This window comes from Tenacibaculum sp. IMCC1 (genome assembly GCF_054906355.1).
On record NZ_CM142818.1, the window covers coordinates 966,777 to 985,238 of the forward strand.

Sequence of the window (18,462 nt, forward strand, 5' to 3'; positions counted from 1 at the left end):
AAAAATGACAACTTATCAAGCCCCCCCGGACTATCATTATCTTTAAAAAGAATATCGTATGGTGGCTTTTGCAGAAAACGGAGTTCCTGGTGTAAAATGAATTTCTTCCACAGAATTTGGTTCATTTTGTAACCTTGATTCTGTAGCAAACTGTGTTTCATTCCAAGTTACATCAAAAATATTTTCTAACGCTACACCTAGTGTTATATTATTTATTTTATAGCTAATATTCGCATCTGTAACAAAATAACCTTCTGCTACTATTGAATTATCTTCATTTGCAGGTCTATCACCTATATATCTGTAATGAACTCCTCCTGAAAAGTTCTTATAATTATTTACTGATAATCCTCCTGTTACAGTCACTTTAGGAGCTAAAGGAATATTGTTTTCTCCTGACGGATCGTCAACACTTTCTGCTTTTGTAAAAGTAGCATCACTATCAAAATACAACCAATCTGTTAGCTGATATCTAAGACCTAAATCAATACCATAACGCTGTGCTTCTCCTGAAGGTTCTACAATACCAGCATCTCCAACATATACTAACTCATCTTCTGAAAGTAAGTACCATAATGCTGTATTTATAGCTATTTTTGAGGTTGGTTTCCAAACGGTTCCTAAATCAACACCATAAGCTCTAGGTAATGTTTTCCTATTAGGTTGTGTAGCTACTACTCTAGTATCGTTTGAGTGAAAGCCTATTCCTGATTTTAAAAACCATTGAATTTTTTCATTTGGAGTATAAGTAACATTTATCTTAGGATTAACTACTACTTGTGATTCAGAAAACGTTTTGTATTCATCTAGTAAATAATCATTGTAGTTAAATTTTAAATAATCTAAACGTAAAGCTGGTGCCACCATAAATTTTCCAAACTCAAACTCACTATTTACAAAAGCATAATAGTTAGTTTGATTTACCTTTCCTAATTGAATTCGATCTAACACTTCTTTTCTTTGAAGTGTATGTGATAACTCTAAGTTATCTACAATATCAGCACGTAAACCTGTTCCAAAAGTTAACTCTACTGGTGTATTTGATATATGGGTTTTCTTTTTAAACTGTGTATTGAACCCGAAGACATCTCTATTTTCAGTTTGCTTTATTTGATCTCCGTTCACAGGATCATCTAAAAAGAAGGTAAAGTTTGAAAATAAATTAAAATTATAATTTGAATAAAAAACATTTGAAGTTACGCTAACATCGTTCTTTAAAACTTTTGAGTGTTCTAAGTTTATGTTTGTTCTTGATGTTGTTCCTCCTTCAGTATCATCAATTGAACCAAAACGAGTAATATTTCCATTATCAACTTCTCTTTGCGGTATTTGTCCAGAAGCATCCCATTTACTCGTAAAATGTGAAGCTGATAATGATAAATTACTATTGTCTTTTAAAAAGGTTCTATACTTCGTAAAAATATTAATTCGACTAAAATTCTGAGGAGATTCTACAAAACCATCTGTTTCTAAATATTCAATAGCAACATAAGCATTATCTGTATTGTTTTTATCTAACAAATTAAACATTCCTAAAGTTCTAAATGTATTGAACTGACCTATACCTACTTCTACTTGACTATTTTCTAAATATGTTTTTGTTTTAAAATCTACATATCCTGCTGTATTAAAGTCTCCTTTGCTTGCGTAATAAGGCCCTTTTCCGAAGTTAATTTTTTCGATGGTTTCTGGAATTATAAAGTGTAAATCACTGTACCCTTGTCCGTGTGCATGAGAAACCATATTTACTGGTGTTCCGTCTACCGACAACGCTATATCTGTACCGTGATCAATATCAAAACCTCTTAAAAATATTTGTTCCGCTTTTCCTCCACCAGCATGTTGACCTATAAAAAGTCCTGGTACTCGTTGTAATATTTGTTGAGATGAACTTACTGGTTTTTTATCTAAATCAACTCTTACAATTGTTTGTAATGGATCTCTCTTGTTAGATAATACCATCTCATCTAACAAAAAACTTTTCATTTCTAAAATAATTGTTTTTGGAGAGCTTAGATCGTCACTACCTAATTCTAAGTTGATTTTTTTGTATCCTAGAATTCCAAATTCAATAATATCTCCTACTTTTGAATTATCTAAGATAAATTCTCCATTAACTTTTGTGTGTGTATGGCTGTTACTAATAGTATTATATACATATACATTCTCTAAAGGCTTTTTGTTGGTATTTAATACCTTTCCTTTAAATTGTTGTGAAAATACATGGTAACTACCTAGCAATAATGCTAAAAATAAAATCTTTGTTTTCAAAATACTGAAGTTTGGTTATATATTTAAAATTTTTTCTGTCATCAATGGACCTAATTCAAAAGAGCTATCTAATAACTCTTCTTTTAAAGCCATAGCTTTATCATTAATTCCATTTGCTTTGTAAATTTCAGCTATATGATACTGTATTTCGGGCTCGAAAGTTTTATCTACTACATATGTATTAATTACTTCTAAAGCTTTTTTAAAGTCTTTATTTTTGTAATAATACCAGGCTAGTAAATCGTAAGATTGTGGCGTAGACCTACTCTCAATTTCTTTTTCGATGTATGATAACGCACTAGATGTGTCATTAAATTCTTCTAAATATAATTTAGCTAAATGCTGATTATACATTACACCATATGAGCTATTTTTTACAGCCGATAAATATACCTCTATATTACTTTCTTTTATTGTTAAATTATTCTTAAACTCGGCTATCTCTGCCTTTAATAAATAGTAATCTGGAGAAGAATGTTCGTTACTTATGATATCTAAAATTCGGAGTGCTTCATCTGGATTTTTATCATGAGAATATACTATCCAAGCAATACCTTTTTTTGCATACGCGTTACTGTTATCTAGTTCTAATGCTTTTAAATATAATTTATAAGAATCTTTTATTTGACCATTATGTCCATAAAAGTCAGCTAAGTTAGTATAACTCCATGCTTTTAAATCTTTATTATTAGCTTCTTCTGCTTTTTTCATGGCCTTTTCCATAAAACGAATTGCTGAAGATAAGTCTCCTTTATAATCATGCCATTTAGAAACTCTTATTAGATAATCAAAGTCAGCATAATTTTCAATTTCTGCTAAGTATTCTGAAGCTTTTTCAGGTTCTCCTAACTCTAAATAAACATCAAACAACATTTTTTGAGTAGCATTTAGGTTTTCTCCATTTACTTCTGCTTTTTTTAATAATTCTAACGATTCTTTAAATCGATGTTGAGAAATATAGTTTCTTGCTAATGATCGTAAATGTAAGGCTTTGTTATAATTTGTTTTTTGGTTGATTTTTAACAGCTTTTCTTCAGCTTCTATCAAATAAGAAATATTTCCTTTTTCTGAGAAAAGTAATGAATTAGCCTTTGCTATTTTACTTAAATATGGATACTGCGTTGGCTGATTGTTTAGTTTTTTCTGCCAAAAATCTAGTTCTTTTTGAGCTAACGATTCTGAAGTGGTGGTTGTACTTTGTAGATATTTATTATACTCTTCTTGGTTAGCTACTTTTGTTGTTTTTGAAGTTGTACAACTTAATATTGTGCTGCTTAAAATAGCACAAATAATTATTTTTATAGTTTTCATTTTAGAAGGATTTTTAGTTAATAATTTGTTTAAAAATTGGTTGCTAAAAAGCAACCAATTTTAACCCCAGGAGGTTTAGTCTCCCCATTTTACCAAGGACTTGCTAAATATGGAAAAGAACTTAAGAAGTCTTTATCATTTCCATCTACATGATCATCTGATAATGTAGGATTTTCAGAAAAGTCCTCGCCTCCGAAAATCAATAATAATTCAACGGTAATTACATCATCTGCCAAAGCTCTACCTGTTAACACATTTGTTCCATCATAAAAAGTTGTTGTTCCATCTAATGAAACGGTTAATACATCGGTAGCTAAAACACCTGCAAAAGCTGCTGCATCTAAACCTAATGCGTTGGTATCTCCGTCATTTGCATATGCTGGGCTTAACGCTTTTAAATTTGTTTCAAACATTGCAGCAAAATTTGCTCCTTGTTCTGACGGTATTGTTACATTAAACGCATCTTTCATATCGCTATTTACAAATACTGTATTTACTGCTGGTCTACCCATTTGGTCTTTTTGCATGTAACTTCCCGAGAAGTCAATAGAAGCCATTGGCGGCATGTTATTATCATCATCACTACAACTTGCTAAGGCAAAGATTGATAGAATTGAAATTGCTAAAATTTTTATATTGTTAAGTTTCATGTCTTTGAATTTTAAAGTTGATTGATTTTTACTGCTTCGTTTTAGTTTCTACCCAAGTATTAATAGTACCTGAGCCTCCAATCATAGATTTTGGCACCTCTACTACTACTGATAATACATTTGTTCCAGCAAAAGTATCTGCTCCTGGATCGTTAAAACCACCTGCATTTCCTGCGATGATTTCACCGTATTGAGCAAAATCCATAAAGAAAGGATCGTCTCTAGGTCCTGCAAAAAATTGCATTCCTCCTTTACTTCCAATAATAGCACTAGATCCGTAAGGTGTTATAGACACCCCGTATTCTGAACCATCTTGTGGTAACGTACTACTTAAACCTGTTGTTGATGGACTATAGGGACCAAAAAAGTACATTTTTCCATCTCTAGGAATTGCTTGAATTACCAAGTCTTCAACATTATCACCAGTATTGTCAATATTAAACTCAATCAATACATTTTCATCAAAACTTGTTGATGCTGTAGCTGATGGACTTAATAATCCTTGAATATTTGCTACAAACACAAGATTGCTCGTATTTTCTCCTTGAAAAGCGTAAAAGTCTGTAATATCACTTGAGCCTCCTGTTACATCTGGAGCATCAATGTGATCGGCTGCTAATAAGACTAAACCTATTAATGCTAAAGCACCGGCTCCAATAATTAATTTCATTTTTTTCATGGTTGTAAATTTTAAAGTTAATTACTCATTCTACCTTACTTACGAGAAAATGGTGATGACGGTTTTTATTTTTTTAACTTTTTTTTATAAAAGATTCATAAGTCTTAATTTTACTAGGGTATATGATGAATATTTTTTTATAATCTTTCTTCTACTCGTCTCTTTTTTTTAAAAATGAATGTTTATTTTTGAGTACTATGGCGACTATATTAATTACAGGAGGAACTGGTTTAATTGGAAAAGAGTTAACTAAAAAGTTAACTAGCAAAGGACATGTCGTTAACATTCTTACCAGAACCCCAAAAAAGAATAACGAATTTCGTTGGAATGTTAAAGAAGGGTTTATCGATAAAGATGCTTTTAATAATGTGAGTTATATTGTTCATTTGGCTGGAGCTGGAATTGCTGATAAACGTTGGACCAATGAAAGAAAAAAAGAATTAATTGATAGCCGTGTAAAAACAGCTACTTTACTATTTAATAAAGTACAAGAATATCAAATACCTCTTAAAAAGTTTATTTCTGCTTCTGGTATTGGGTATTATGGAGCAATTACTTCTGATAAGATCTATACAGAAAAAGATAAGCCCGAAAATGATTTTATCTCTAAAATTTGTGTAAAATGGGAAGCGGCTACTCATCAATTTAAACATATTGACATTCCAGTAACAATTTTACGAACTGGTGTCGTGCTTTCAAAAAATGGTGGTGCATTGCAAAAAATGAATACTCCTTTGTTTCTATCTGCCTTAGGAAATGGTAAACAGTATATGCCTTGGATTCACATTCATGACTTATGTGAACTGTATACAAAAGCGATAGAAGACAACGGTTTTACTGGAGTTTATAATGCTGTTGCTCCCGAACATCAGACTAATGAAAGTTTTACAAAGCTACTAGGAAAGGTTATTAATAAACCTGTACTTCCCATGAATGCTCCTTCATTTATTTTGAAAATAGCTTTAGGTGAAATGGCTTATATTTTATTAAAAGGAAGTAGGATTTCCTATGAGAAAACAAGTAATGCTTATAATTTTATTTTTTCAAACTTAAATACTGCTTTAACCAATATTTATAATGAATAACAAACTTCAAAATCCTGTTTGGCATTCGTTGTGTGAAACACATGAAAAATTTGCTATTAATTATAATAGTGTAAAGTTTTATAATCCTACTATTTGTCCTTTTGGTGCTTTTACTGAGGCTTCAAAAACAACGTATACTCTAAATGAATATGCAAAGCTTACAGATAAATTCTTTTTAGTTTCTGAAAATAAAACACCTACTTATGACAAAGACAAAATTCTTCTATACAAAAAGATTGATGGTTGCCAAATGATACTTGAAGACTTAACTGATTTTGATATTATTGAAGAAATAATTCCGTTAACTGAAGAACATGTTGATGAAATTTATAACCTTGTATGGTTAGTAATGCCTGGTTATTATAGAAAAAGAACTTTTGATATGGGAAAGTATTTTGGGATTTTTAAGGATAACAAACTTGTTGCTGTAACTGGACAACGTATGCAAACTGATAACTTTATTGAAGTTAGTGCTGTAGTTACTCATCCTGAACATACAAGAAAAGGATTGGCTAAACAACTTTCTCAACATGTTACTAAAGAAATTTTAAAAGCTGGAAAACATCCTATTTTACATACTAATAAAGGAAATCCTGCAATTAAGCTTTATGAAAAATTAGGATATCGACTAACACGAGATATGAATTGGTGGTATTTTCATAAAAAATAAGAGTTCTCAATAAACTCCTAGATTCTTCAAGCAAGCCTTAATATTTGGTAAACTGTACTCTCAAAATGTATCAATAAAAATATTAATAGTTAAATAATCAACATAGTTGAAACAAAAAGACTTAGGTAAATACCTAAGCCTTTTAAAATATTATTTCTTCTTTCTTAAAAATCTTGATTTACATCCCAAGATTCTAAAATTTCTTTTAATGTTTTTATAAACATACCACCTAAAGCTCCATTTACTACTCTATGATCATAAGAATGTGATACAATCATCTTATGACGGATTCCTATAAAATCTCCTTCTGGAGTTTCAATTACTGCAGGTTTTTTAACAATAGCTCCTAAAGCTAAAATTGCTACTTGAGGTTGGTTAATTATTGGTGTACCTGTAATACTTCCAAAGCTACCAACATTCGTTACTGTATAAGTTCCTCCTTGAATCTCATCCGGTTTTAACTTATTAGCACGAGCTCTAGTAGCTAAATCATTTACTTGCTTTGTCATACCTACCAAATTTAACATATCAGCATTTTTAATTACTGGTACGATTAAATTTCCGTCAGGTAAGGCAGCTGCCATTCCTAAATTTACATTCCCTCTTTTAATAATTTTATCTCCATCAACAGAAATGTTTATCATTGGATGCTTCTTTATTGTAGAAGCAACAGCTTGCATAAATATTGGTGTAAATGTTAACTTTTCTCCTTCTCTTTGTTGGTAGGCTTTTTTAACCTTATTTCTCCAATTAACAATATTAGTTACATCAATTTCAATAAACGATTGTACGTGTGCTGATGTTTGAATAGAGTCAACCATATGTTTAGAGATTAATTTCCCCATACGACTCATTTCTATAATTTCATCTTGACCACTTAACGAAACAGGAGTTGGTGCTGGTGCTGACTGAGGTACCGATTTCTTTTCTGTTGAAGCTGGAGCTACAACTTCTGGCTGACTTCCTCTGTTTTCTAAATATGATAAAATATCATTCTTAGTAACTCTTCCTTCTTTGCCAGTTCCTTTTATGTTTTCTAACTCTTCAACAGATATTCCTTCTGTTTGGGCAATACTCTTAACTAATGGTGAATAAAAACGATCGCTTGATGAAGTATCAATCGTAGTCGCTACTGTTTCTTTAGCTACTTCAACAGTTTTCTCTACAGCAGCTACAGTTTCTGGTTTAACTTCTTCTTTCTTAGACGCATCAGCTGTTGCTCCTTCCTCTCCTTCTGTTTCTATAATTGCAATAGTTTCACCTACTTGCACAACAGCATCTTTTTCAAATAAGATTTCAACTAAAGTTCCTTCAACTTCACTAGGTACTTCGCTATCTACTTTATCTGTAGCTACTTCAACAACGGTATCATCTATATCAATAGTTTCTCCAACTTCTTTTACCCAAGAAGTTATTGTTGCTTCTGCAACACTTTCGCCCATTTTAGGCAACTTCAATTCGTATCTAGCCATAGTGTATAATTTTAAACGCTTGCGAAGTTACTAAAAAGCAACGATTTTTTCATGGTTTTATACGTTAAATATTTTTGATTTTTTCTTTACCAATTAAATTATCCTCAATTCAACTATAAAAAATAACAAATAGATTATTGTTATCTCTATAAACAGAGAATATCATTACGAATAATCTAATATCTAATTAAACTATTGTTTCTTTACTCAAAATTCTATTTTTGAACTCTTTAACCTAATTAAAATTATTAAGCACTATTTTATTTTTAATATTAATTTTCTATCTAACAAAAAAAGACAAAACTTTATCTGTTTTGTCTTTTTTCCTTTGTATTTATTTTAAAAGAAATGTTTACACCCAATTTTTAGGTTTTGTCAATACCTCTAATAATTTTGCTTCTTCAGAACCTTCTTTTGGATGGTGATTATATTTCCACTGTACTGTTGGTGGTAAACTCATTAAAATACTTTCGATACGTCCGTTGGTTTTTAAACCAAATAAGGTTCCTCTATCGTGTACTAAATTGAATTCTACATAACGACCACGACGAACTTCCTGCCAATCTTTATGCTCCTGAGTGTGGGCAATGTCTTTTCTTCTCTCAACAATAGGCACATAGGAGTTTAAAAAGCTATTTCCTACTTCAGTTACAAAATCATATCGATCTTGCATAGAGAACTCTTCTGTTTCTTTTAAATAATCAAAGAACAAGCCTCCTAAGCCACGTGCTTCATTTCTATGCGCATTCCAAAAATAATTATCACAAGTTTCTTTGAACTTTGGGTAAAAATCTGGATGATGCTTATCACAAGCTTCTTTACATATCTCATGAAAATGTATTGCGTCTTCTTCAAATAAGTAATACGGAGTTAAATCTTGTCCACCACCAAACCATTGGGTAACAATATTTCCTTCACCATCATACATTTCAAAATAACGCCAATTAGCATGTACTGTAGGTACAAATGGATTCTTCGGGTGAATTACCAAGCTCAATCCACAGGCAAAGAAATCTCCACTTTCTACTCCAAACTGCTTTCTTAATGCTTCTGGTAACTCTCCATGTACTTTAGATATATTTACGCCACCTTTTTCAAAAATATTCCCATTTTCAATTACACGAGTTCTACCTCCTCCTCCTTCAGCACGCTTCCATAAATCTTCTTGAAACTTAGCTTTACCATCTATTGCTTCCAGTTTTGATGTTATGGTATCTTGTAATTCTTGAATGTAGGCGTAAAATTGTTCTTTCATGTGTTTGTTTCTATTGACGTACAAAAGTACTTATTCTGGTAATTTTTTAAGCTGTATTTTCTTAATAGTTTCTGTAGTAGCTGCGGTTACTGATAGTGGTAATACCAAAATTACTCCGATAACAGGAATTAATAAAAACAACATAAATACCACTCCATTTCCTATAGCTAGCCCTTTATTTTCTTTTACAAAATTGATACTTTCTCTGTATTTAAAATGACGTTCTAAGGTATAATCCATATTTCCAAAACCGGCATAATATGCTTGCATTAAAAACAGTAATATCGTTGAAATAATACCAATTACAGGAATAAAACCTAATAATAAGATAGGGATTGTCAATAAGAGCTCTCTAGTTAAATTTCTAAGGTTTATTCGTATACCTCTAATTAATTGCTCTTGAAAAGAAGTTATTCTATGTGTATGGTCTTCTCCTCTAAGATGATCTTCAATTTTTTCTGAAACTGGACTCATAAAAGGCGCAGATAAAGCCATTACAATATGTTTATACAATACCAAACCTATTACCACAATAAGTAATCCGCTTATAAAAGTACTGATAACCTCAAAGGTTTCTTTACCAAACTCCCATTTCCAGAAATTGGCTACATAATGACCAATATTATCTGAAAATGTATAGGCCATAAAACCAATAAACGTTGCTGTTAATAGGCTTATAAACATTGGAATAATAAAATACTTCCATAGCTTTAGTTTTGAAATCATTCCGAAAGCACCAAAATAGGCTTTAATTCCTTTTACAATATTTTGTATCATATCTTTTTTTGTGTGAAAATAAAAAACCTCTTTCAATAAAGAAAGAGGTTACTAGTAATATTATTTCAAATGATTTATTTTAATATTGGTGCTAAAAAATCTTCAAAGTTTTTGGTATTTATTTCGTTAACTTTGTCCCAACCTACTTCTTTTGTTGGTGTTGCAGCTCCTCTTTTAACATTAACAAACTGTTTGTCTTTACCTATTAAGTATGCTGTTGGGTAATCTAACTTATGAACAAACCCACTGATATCTAAAAATCCTTTTTGAACTTTATCAATATCTCTTGCAGGAACAAGCTTAATTCTCTTATCTAACTTTTCAGCCATTCTTTTAACTTTAGCTTCCTTATCCCAGAAAATCATAATAAACTCCAATTGATTATTATATTTTTCTACCATTTTGTTTAGGGCTGGTACATCTCCCCAGCAAGGAGCCGACCAAGTAGCATTAGCTATCAATACAATTGGCTTGTTAATTTTGTCTGTACTTACTGTTTTACTGTCAATTGTAGTAAAGTTATAATTTAACAAATAAGAGCCTTTAATGCACTTATCAATCAAACCTTCGGCACTTTCTTCTACACAATTGTTTACTGCAAAATTGTAATACGTTTTATTTTGTGCGAAAATAACAGTCGTTAAAAAACACATCAAAACAAAAGATAATTTCTTCATTTTTAATTATTTAAAAGGGGTTATCTGTCGGCTTTATACTCTTTTACCGCATCTATAAATGCTTTTGCATTCTCTATCGGTATATTTGGTAAAATTCCGTGCCCCAAGTTAACAATATATTTGTCTTTACCAAACTCATTTATCATTTGGTGTACCATCTTTTTTATTTCGGCCGGTGGAGACAATAATCTTGAAGGATCAAAATTACCTTGTAATGTAATATTTCCTCCTGTTAAATAGCGTGCATTTCTTGCTGAACACGTCCAGTCTACTCCTAAAGCTGAAGCATTTGATTGTGCCATTTCATGTAAGGCAAACCAACATCCTTTACCAAAAGCTATTACTGGTGCATCATCTTTTAATGCTTCTATTATTTGATTAATGTATTGCCATGAAAACTCCTGATAATCTGTTGGAGATAACATTCCTCCCCAAGAATCAAAAACTTGTACAGCATTCACACCTGCTTTTACCTTTTCTTTTAAATAAGCAATTGTGGTATCTGTAATCTTCTGAAGCAATTCGTGTGCCAAAACTGGTTGCGTAAAACAAAATTCTTTTGCCTTATCAAAATTCTTAGACCCTTGTCCTTGTACAACATAACATAAAATTGTCCATGGAGACCCTGCAAAACCTATCAATGGTATTTCATCATTCAGCTTTTCTTTAGTTGCTTTAATAGCATCCATTACATAGCCTAATTCTTCATGAATATCAGGTATAATTACACTATCTAATCCTTTTTTGTCTCTTACAGGGTTTGGTAAATAAGGTCCAAAATTTGGTTTCATTTCCACTTCAATATTCATTGCTTGTGGAATTACTAAAATGTCTGAGAATAATATTGCAGCATCCATTCCGTATCTACGAATTGGTTGTACTGTAATTTCTGATGCTAATTCTGGAGTTCTACAGCGTGTAAAGAAATCGTACTTTTCTCGAATTTCCATAAACTCTGGCAAATACCTTCCTGCTTGACGCATCATCCATACTGGTGGACGATCAACTGTTTCTCCTTTTAATGCTCTTAAAAATAAATCGTTTTTTATCATGTCTATCTGTACGTCATTCTTCCTCGTAATGACAATTATTTATTCTACATTTTTGATACTGCTTCCATCGACTTATCAATGGCATTAGCTATCTCTTGAATATCTTTTTCTGTTAATGCTGATGATAAGAACCAAGCTTCAAACTGACTTGGAGGTAAAAACACCCCATTTTTAGTCATTTCCCAAAAGAAAGTTGCATATTTCTTCGTATCTGAAGTTTGTGCATCTTCAAAGTTGGTTACTTTTTTATTAGTAAAGAATGGATTAATCATCGAACCAAATCGGTTAACTGTAATTTCAACTCCGTGCTTTTTTGCTGATTCTAGTAAGAGTACCTCAATAATTTGAGCTATCTCATTGAACCTTTCATATGGATTTTGCTTCTTTAATTCTGTTAAGGTTGAAATTCCTGCTGCCATGGCAATTGGGTTACCACTCAATGTTCCTGCTTGGTACATTCCTCCTAATGGGGCTACTGTTTCCATAATTTCATTACGTGCTCCATAGGCTCCTACTGGAAAACCTCCTCCAATTACTTTTCCTAAACAAGTAATGTCAGCTTCAACACCTAATATTTCTTGAGCTCCCCCAAACTTAGAACGGAAACCTGTCATTACCTCATCAATAATTAATAAAGCTCCTTTTGAGTTTACGTACTCTTTTAATTCTTTTAAGAAGTCATCTTGTGGAGTTACTACTCCCATGTTTCCTGCGATAGGTTCTAAAATAACTCCTGCAATATCATCATGAGCTTCAAAATGTGCTTTTACACTTTCTAAATCGTTGTAATTTGCAATCAACGTATTTTTTACAGCTCCTTCTGGAACTCCTTTACTTCCTGGTAAACTCAACGTAGCTAAACCAGAACCTGCAGCTACTAATAAAGCATCTTGATGCCCGTGATAACAACCTGCAAACTTTATAATTTTGTCTTTTCCAGTAAACGCTCTCGCTAAACGAATTCCGCTTAATACAGCCTCTGTACCAGAATTTACAAAACGAACCTTGTCCATTCCTGGAAAAGCATCACAAACAATTTTTGCTAATTTAATTTCACCTTTTGTTGATGCTCCAAAAGAATACCCGTTTTTCAACGCTTTTCTAATAGCTTTTTCTACTTTTTTATAACGGTGTCCTAAAATCATTGGACCGTATGACAATACTAAATCGATGTACGAATTACCATCTACATCAATAATCTTACTTCCTTTCGCTTTTTTTATGAATAAAGGATTCCCTCCTACGGATGCAAATGCACGCACTGGTGAATTTACTGCTCCTACTAAGTTTTCTAATCCTTTGTTATATAATTCTTGTGATTTCTTAAAGCTCATTCTTCGCTAATTATTAGTTGTTAATTATGAGTTTTTAGTTGATTAACTCATTTTTTAATTATCTATTTAAAACTCTAGCTGCTTCTTTGGCAAAATAGGTTATGATAATATCTGCTCCAGCTCTTTTCATAGAAAGTAAGCTCTCCATCATTACTTTTTCACCATCAATCCAACCTTTTTCGGCTGCTGCTTTTACCATTGAGTATTCTCCACTTACATTATAGCAAGCAATAGGTCTATCAAAATTATTTTTTAAATCTCTTATGATATCTAAATACGATAGAGCTGGTTTTACCATTAAAATATCTGCTCCTTCTTCATCATCAAAAGTTGCTTCACGTAAACCTTCATCTCTATTAGAAGGATCCATTTGATACGTTCTTCTATCTCCAAACGACGGTGCTGAATCTACCGCTTCTCTGAAAGGTCCGTAAAATCCTGATGCGTATTTTACAGAATATCCCATGATTGGTAAGTTCGCAAAACCTGTATTATCTAACGACTCACGCATCATAGCTATAGCACCGTCCATCATTCCTGATGGTGCTACCATATCTGCTCCAGCTTTCGCATGTGATACGGTTTGTTTTGCTAAGTTAACTAGAGTTGCATCGTTATCTACATCATTATCGTGTATAACTCCACAGTGACCATGACTTGTATATTCACAAAAACATACATCAGTAATTACATATAAACTTGGGTAATTCTTTTTTATGAATCGGATAGCTTGTTGCATAATTCCGTTATCATTCCAAGTTTCAGTCCCTTCATCATCTTTTTTAGATGGAATACCGAATAATAATACTGCTGGAATTTTTAAAGCTACAACTTCATCTAATTCTTTAGAAATAGTATCTAATGAATAACGATTGATTCCTGGCATTGATGGAATTTCGGTTTCAATGCCTGTTCCTTCTTCAATAAATAATGGGTATACAAAATCATCTACCGAAAGCTTATTTTCTCTAACTAATCGACGGATGTTTTCTGTTTTTCTTAGTCTTCGTGTTCTAAACATTAATTTTCTTTTTAAAAGTTTAAGGGGTAAATCTTTTACTTTTATTAATTTCTTCTTCTATTTGAGACAAATACACCTTATCATAGTGATGAGTGTATGGATCATTTAATAAATATCCTTCTTCAAATAACTTCTTTGCTTCTAATATTATTTCTTTATACTTATTGAGGTTATTCTTTTTTTTATAACACATTGCTATGTAGTACCTATTATCTGCTAAATTATTATTCTCCTTTTGCTTCATGAGGTTACTTAAAGCTCTATTATAATTTCCTTTTTCGAAATACAAAACTCCTAGATGAAAATAGTTGTACAGATCAGGTTCTTCGTTATTATCTTTTAAATAATCCTCTATTATTTTAATTGCCTTATCTTTTTTTCCAACTGCTTTATAACAAATTGCTTTTGCTATTCGTAAATGATAGTCTCCATTTTGACAGTAACCTATATCATCTTTTATAATTTTTTCATATTGTTCTATATCTTTTATAGCTCCTTTATAATCTCTAAAAAATTGATATCTACACCATCCTCTATAACCTAAATGCATTTTAGGATTTAATTCTACAGCCTTGTCAATTAATGGTTTCCATGATAAAAAATCTCCACTTTTTAAATATGCAATTGACTTAGCCCAATAAGCTTTATCATAAGTAGAATCTATCTGTATGGCTTCATCTAATAATTCTTGATACTCTTTGGTGAACTGATAAAATTGATAGGCTTCTTTTTGTTTTTTACAAGCCTCATATTTTTTAATCTCCCCTTCCCATTTGTATGCATTGCAGTTTTGAGTAAAAGTATTACTCGCAAAAAAACTTAACAAACATATTATAATAGATCTCATGGTAAAATTTCAATAAGGTTTCCTTTTTCAATTTTAAATATCAAGTATTGATAATAATCTATTTCTCTATCTCGACCATCTTGTTTTGTTTTCCAGCCATTTAAGCTTTGAGTTAACATCAATAGCTGATTAGTAATTCTATTATCAAAAGTAAATTGTTCGTAGTTATTATTCATTTGTATAACTCTAAACCTGCCTGTTTCTCCTTTACAGTTAACAATGAAACGAATCCTTATCAATCCGCTTTCATCCACTTTTATATGAGTATACTTTTTTTTAAATAAATTTTCTATTTCTCTTTTACTTCCTTTATACTCTAAACCTTTGCCATTATTGAAGTATTGAAATATTTTATCATTTTCGTTGCATGGAATAAAACTTGGACTGTCTAACTTTACATCATAACTAATATCTCCTATTTGACGTGGATATATAAGTTTTTCTGTCTTTTTATTTTTACAGCTAAAAAGAAACAAAAAACACATAAAATAAAACATTCCCTTCATTTCTATTCCTTTACAAAATGTAAATTAACCAACTCCAAAACGCTTTCTACTGTTGGTAATTTTGCTATTTGTACTTCTTTAAAATGTTTTTTTGCTTCGTTAGCAGTACTATCTCCAATACAAAAGGCTATTTTATCTGCAGTATTTTTTTCCATGTAACTCTCTACTGTTGATGGGCTATAAAACAACACTCCATTTACCTTTTCATTAACTTTTACTGGACTATACGTTGTTTTATAAGCTTCTACTTCATTTACAGTAATGCCCTTTGCTTTTAAGATAAGTGGTAAAGTATCTAAACGTAGATTACTACAGAAATAAGTTACCTCCTGCCCTTTTAATTCTTTTGATAGATAATCAGAAAGTTTCTTAGCATTTCTTTCTGAGTGTGTTACTTTTCCTATACGTTGTTCAATTAACTTTTTGGTTCTTCTACCAACACAATAAATATTTTTAAATTGTAATTCATCTGAAGTAAATGAGTTTAGTAATGCTTCTACTCCGTTTTTACTAGTAATAATTACATTTTCTATTTCTTCCTTAACTACTTTAGGAGCAATTCTATTAAAACGAATTTTAATAAAATCACTATCCTGAACATTCATGCTTGTTGGTAATAGTTTTTTTTGTGCTTCTGATAGTTTTTTTGTCGAATAGATTGAAAACTGTTTTTCAATTCCTTCGTCTTCCATCATAATTAGCTTCCCTCCTTTATCTATCACGTAATTCGCACAATCTTTTGCTATATATTTATGTTTTCCTACTTTTACTTTCTTGCTAACTTCAATTTTCTTTTTACCATCTCTACTTAGTAAAACTCCTTTAAAGTTAATTTCTTCTTCTTTCTCATTTATAAAAGCTAATGCACCAATAGGTGCTGTACATCCTCCTTCTAAACGATTTAAAAACTCACGCTCTATACCTGTACAAATTTCAGTGTCTTTATCATTTAGGTTAGCACAAATTTCTTTTATTTCTTGATTTTCATCTAAAGCTGTAACCATTATAGCTCCTTGTGCTGGTGCAGGAATCATCCAAGACAAATTAACAGCTCCTTTAGGTCTTAAACCTACACGTTCCAATCCTGCTGCTGCAAAAATAGCACCGTTCCAGTCATTACTTTCTAACTTTTGTAAGCGTGTATTTACATTTCCACGTAAACCCTCTACCTTGTGAGTTGGATAACGATTTAACCATTGGGCTTTTCTACGTAAACTACCTGTAGCAACTACTCCGTTGGGTTGCGCCATAAACTCTTCATTGTCCTTTAACAACAATATATCGTTATAATTAGCACGTTTTAAAACAGCTGCTTGTATAATACCTTCTGGCAATACTGTAGGAACATCTTTCATAGAATGTACTGCAATATCAATGTCGTCATTCAACATAGCGATATCTAAATTTTTAGTAAAAATCCCTGTAATTCCTAATTCATAAAGGGGTTTATCTAAAACTAAATCACCCGTTGCTTTAACGGGGATTAATTGAGTTTGATGGCCTAATTCTTCTAAAAGTTTTTGAACTTTTCTTGCTTGCCACATAGCCAATTGGCTATCGCGGGTACCTATTCTAATTATCTTCTGCATGGATGGTTTCTAAATTTGCTCCAAACACTTTAGCCATTACTTCAATACTTGTATTTACCGAAGTTTCTTCGTCTTTTAAGTGTTTAACAAACTGTGTGGTTATTTTTTGAATAAATCTTGATGTTAATATTTCTGCCTGTTCTTCATCAAAATTTTTAATTTTCTTCTTATGGAAGGCTATTTCTCCTTGTTGAATATTTTGTAATGATTCTTTTAAAGCAGTAATTGCTGGCGTAAATCTTCTATGATTTAACCATTCTTGAAATTCTTGGTTATGAGTTTCAATAATCGCCTCTGCTAATGGTACTTCTTGTTGGCGTATTGCTAATGTTTCATCAGTTATTTTGGAAAGATCATCTACATTTACCATTGTTACATTCTCTAAACCTGCCACTTCTTTTGACACATTTGCTGGCATTGATAAATCTAAAATCAATAATTCCTTATCTGTTGAAACATGTTCTTTTGTAACCGTAGGAAAACTTGCTCCTGTAGAAACAATTAGAACATCACTATTTGAAATCTCCTTTGCTAAATTTGCATATGACGCTTTTCTAATAGAATTATGTTCTTTTACAAATGCTGAAGTCTTTTCTTCAGTTCTATTAATTAAACTTACCGATTTATTTTGTGTGTATTCTGCTAGGTTTTTACAGGTATGTTTTCCCATTTTACCTAATCCAAATACTAAAATATTTTTCGAGTTGTAATCTGGTAAATTATTAATTAAGTATTGAACAGCTGCATATGATACTGAAGTGGTACCTGAACTTAACTTAGTTTCATTTTTAACTCGCTTGCTTGCTTGCATTACATGGTTCAACAAACGCTCAAAATAAGCATTTGTAGTCCCTACTTCTTTAGCTTGTTTAAATGCCTGACGTAACTGCCCTACTATTTCGTAGTCACCTAAAATTTGGCTATCTAACCCTGTTCCCATTCTAAAAAGGTGGTTAATAGCCTCTTTGTTTTTGTATACGTTTGATACGTTTGCAAATTCTTCTACCGAACCATTTGAGTATTTACACAACATGCTTATTAACTGAAAAGGATGTTCTGCAAAACCACAAATTTCTGTTCTATTACAAGTAGACAACACAAAAATTCCGTCTATACCTCTTTGCTTGGCTTCTTCTAAAAGTTGTATTTGATTTTCTTTAGAAATACTAAATTTCCCCCTAATCAAAGCATCAGCCTTTTTATAACTAACGCCTATATTGTATAAATTATTATGTTGTTTGTTTTCTACTATCATTGAGTCTTCTT

17 protein-coding genes are annotated in these 18,462 nt (G+C 31.5%); 2 read left to right on the forward strand and 15 right to left on the reverse strand.

Annotation, left to right across the window (positions count from 1 at the left end):
* Positions 1-42 precede the first annotated feature (42 nt).
* The 4 genes from ACXIHB_RS04360 to ACXIHB_RS04375 all read right to left on the reverse strand — a co-directional run bounded on the left by ACXIHB_RS04360 (position 43) and on the right by ACXIHB_RS04375 (position 4,911).
* The gene (locus ACXIHB_RS04360) at positions 43-2,271 is read right to left on the reverse strand and encodes a TonB-dependent receptor (RefSeq protein WP_462099007.1); all 2,229 of its coding nucleotides are present in this window, start codon (positions 2,269-2,271) and stop codon (positions 43-45) included.
* 15 nt (positions 2,272-2,286) lie between these two features.
* The gene (locus ACXIHB_RS04365; protein ID WP_462099008.1) at positions 2,287-3,582 is read right to left on the reverse strand and encodes a tetratricopeptide repeat protein; all 1,296 of its coding nucleotides are present in this window, start codon (positions 3,580-3,582) and stop codon (positions 2,287-2,289) included.
* Positions 3,583-3,671: 89 nt separating this feature from the next.
* A complete protein-coding gene (locus tag ACXIHB_RS04370; RefSeq protein WP_281980233.1) occupies positions 3,672-4,232 on the reverse strand; it encodes a DUF4331 family protein in 561 nt (186 codons plus the stop codon).
* 28 nt (positions 4,233-4,260) lie between these two features.
* Complete coding sequence (locus ACXIHB_RS04375; RefSeq protein ID WP_253057198.1) at positions 4,261-4,911, reverse strand: DUF4331 family protein; 651 nt, start codon at positions 4,909-4,911, stop codon at positions 4,261-4,263.
* 197 nt (positions 4,912-5,108) lie between these two features.
* Here ACXIHB_RS04375 and ACXIHB_RS04380 point away from each other — a divergent pair, with 197 nt between their 5' ends.
* Positions 5,109-5,996: a TIGR01777 family oxidoreductase gene (locus ACXIHB_RS04380; protein WP_462099009.1), complete on the forward strand. Its 888-nt coding sequence runs from the start codon at positions 5,109-5,111 to the stop codon at positions 5,994-5,996.
* The gene (locus ACXIHB_RS04385; protein WP_462099010.1) at positions 5,989-6,666 is read left to right on the forward strand and encodes a GNAT family N-acetyltransferase; all 678 of its coding nucleotides are present in this window, start codon (positions 5,989-5,991) and stop codon (positions 6,664-6,666) included. The genes ACXIHB_RS04380 and ACXIHB_RS04385 overlap by 8 nt, the downstream gene beginning before the upstream one ends.
* A 164-nt stretch (positions 6,667-6,830) precedes the next feature.
* On the opposite strand, the gene ACXIHB_RS04390 is transcribed toward ACXIHB_RS04385, so the two are convergent.
* The 11 genes from ACXIHB_RS04390 to hemA all read right to left on the reverse strand — a co-directional run bounded on the left by ACXIHB_RS04390 (position 6,831) and on the right by hemA (position 18,451).
* Positions 6,831-8,138, reverse strand: a complete 1,308-nt coding sequence (locus ACXIHB_RS04390; protein ID WP_047789693.1) for a dihydrolipoamide acetyltransferase family protein — start codon at positions 8,136-8,138, stop codon at positions 6,831-6,833.
* A 352-nt stretch (positions 8,139-8,490) separates the two neighbouring features.
* Positions 8,491-9,393 (reverse strand): oxygen-dependent coproporphyrinogen oxidase, encoded by a 903-nt coding sequence (gene hemF, locus ACXIHB_RS04395; protein ID WP_437824336.1) that lies wholly within the window; start codon positions 9,391-9,393, stop codon positions 8,491-8,493.
* Between the two features lie 30 nt (positions 9,394-9,423).
* Positions 9,424-10,170 carry an EI24 domain-containing protein gene (locus tag ACXIHB_RS04400; protein WP_047789747.1) on the reverse strand — a complete coding sequence of 249 codons (747 nt, stop codon included), beginning with the start codon at positions 10,168-10,170 and terminating at the stop codon, positions 9,424-9,426.
* A 74-nt stretch (positions 10,171-10,244) separates the two neighbouring features.
* On the reverse strand, positions 10,245-10,847 hold the full coding sequence (locus ACXIHB_RS04405; protein ID WP_082118662.1) for a TlpA family protein disulfide reductase: 603 nt from the start codon (positions 10,845-10,847) through the stop codon (positions 10,245-10,247).
* Between the two features lie 20 nt (positions 10,848-10,867).
* Positions 10,868-11,899: a uroporphyrinogen decarboxylase gene (gene hemE / locus ACXIHB_RS04410; RefSeq protein ID WP_047789690.1), complete on the reverse strand. Its 1,032-nt coding sequence runs from the start codon at positions 11,897-11,899 to the stop codon at positions 10,868-10,870.
* Positions 11,900-11,943: 44 nt separating this feature from the next.
* The gene (gene hemL / locus ACXIHB_RS04415; protein ID WP_462099011.1) at positions 11,944-13,233 is read right to left on the reverse strand and encodes a glutamate-1-semialdehyde 2,1-aminomutase; all 1,290 of its coding nucleotides are present in this window, start codon (positions 13,231-13,233) and stop codon (positions 11,944-11,946) included.
* A gap of 58 nt (positions 13,234-13,291) precedes the next feature.
* On the reverse strand, positions 13,292-14,254 hold the full coding sequence (gene hemB, locus ACXIHB_RS04420) for a porphobilinogen synthase (protein ID WP_047789688.1): 963 nt from the start codon (positions 14,252-14,254) through the stop codon (positions 13,292-13,294).
* A gap of 19 nt (positions 14,255-14,273) precedes the next feature.
* The gene (locus ACXIHB_RS04425; protein ID WP_047789687.1) at positions 14,274-15,101 is read right to left on the reverse strand and encodes a tetratricopeptide repeat protein; all 828 of its coding nucleotides are present in this window, start codon (positions 15,099-15,101) and stop codon (positions 14,274-14,276) included.
* A complete protein-coding gene (locus ACXIHB_RS04430) occupies positions 15,098-15,607 on the reverse strand; it encodes a hypothetical protein (protein ID WP_462099012.1) in 510 nt (169 codons plus the stop codon). Before ACXIHB_RS04430 ends, ACXIHB_RS04425 begins: the two co-directional genes overlap by 4 nt.
* Positions 15,608-15,609: 2 nt before the next feature.
* On the reverse strand, positions 15,610-17,196 hold the full coding sequence (hemC, locus tag ACXIHB_RS04435; protein WP_462099013.1) for a hydroxymethylbilane synthase: 1,587 nt from the start codon (positions 17,194-17,196) through the stop codon (positions 15,610-15,612).
* On the reverse strand, positions 17,180-18,451 hold the full coding sequence (gene hemA / locus ACXIHB_RS04440; protein ID WP_462099331.1) for a glutamyl-tRNA reductase: 1,272 nt from the start codon (positions 18,449-18,451) through the stop codon (positions 17,180-17,182). Before hemA ends, hemC begins: the two co-directional genes overlap by 17 nt.
* Between the last annotated feature and the right edge of the window lie 11 nt (positions 18,452-18,462).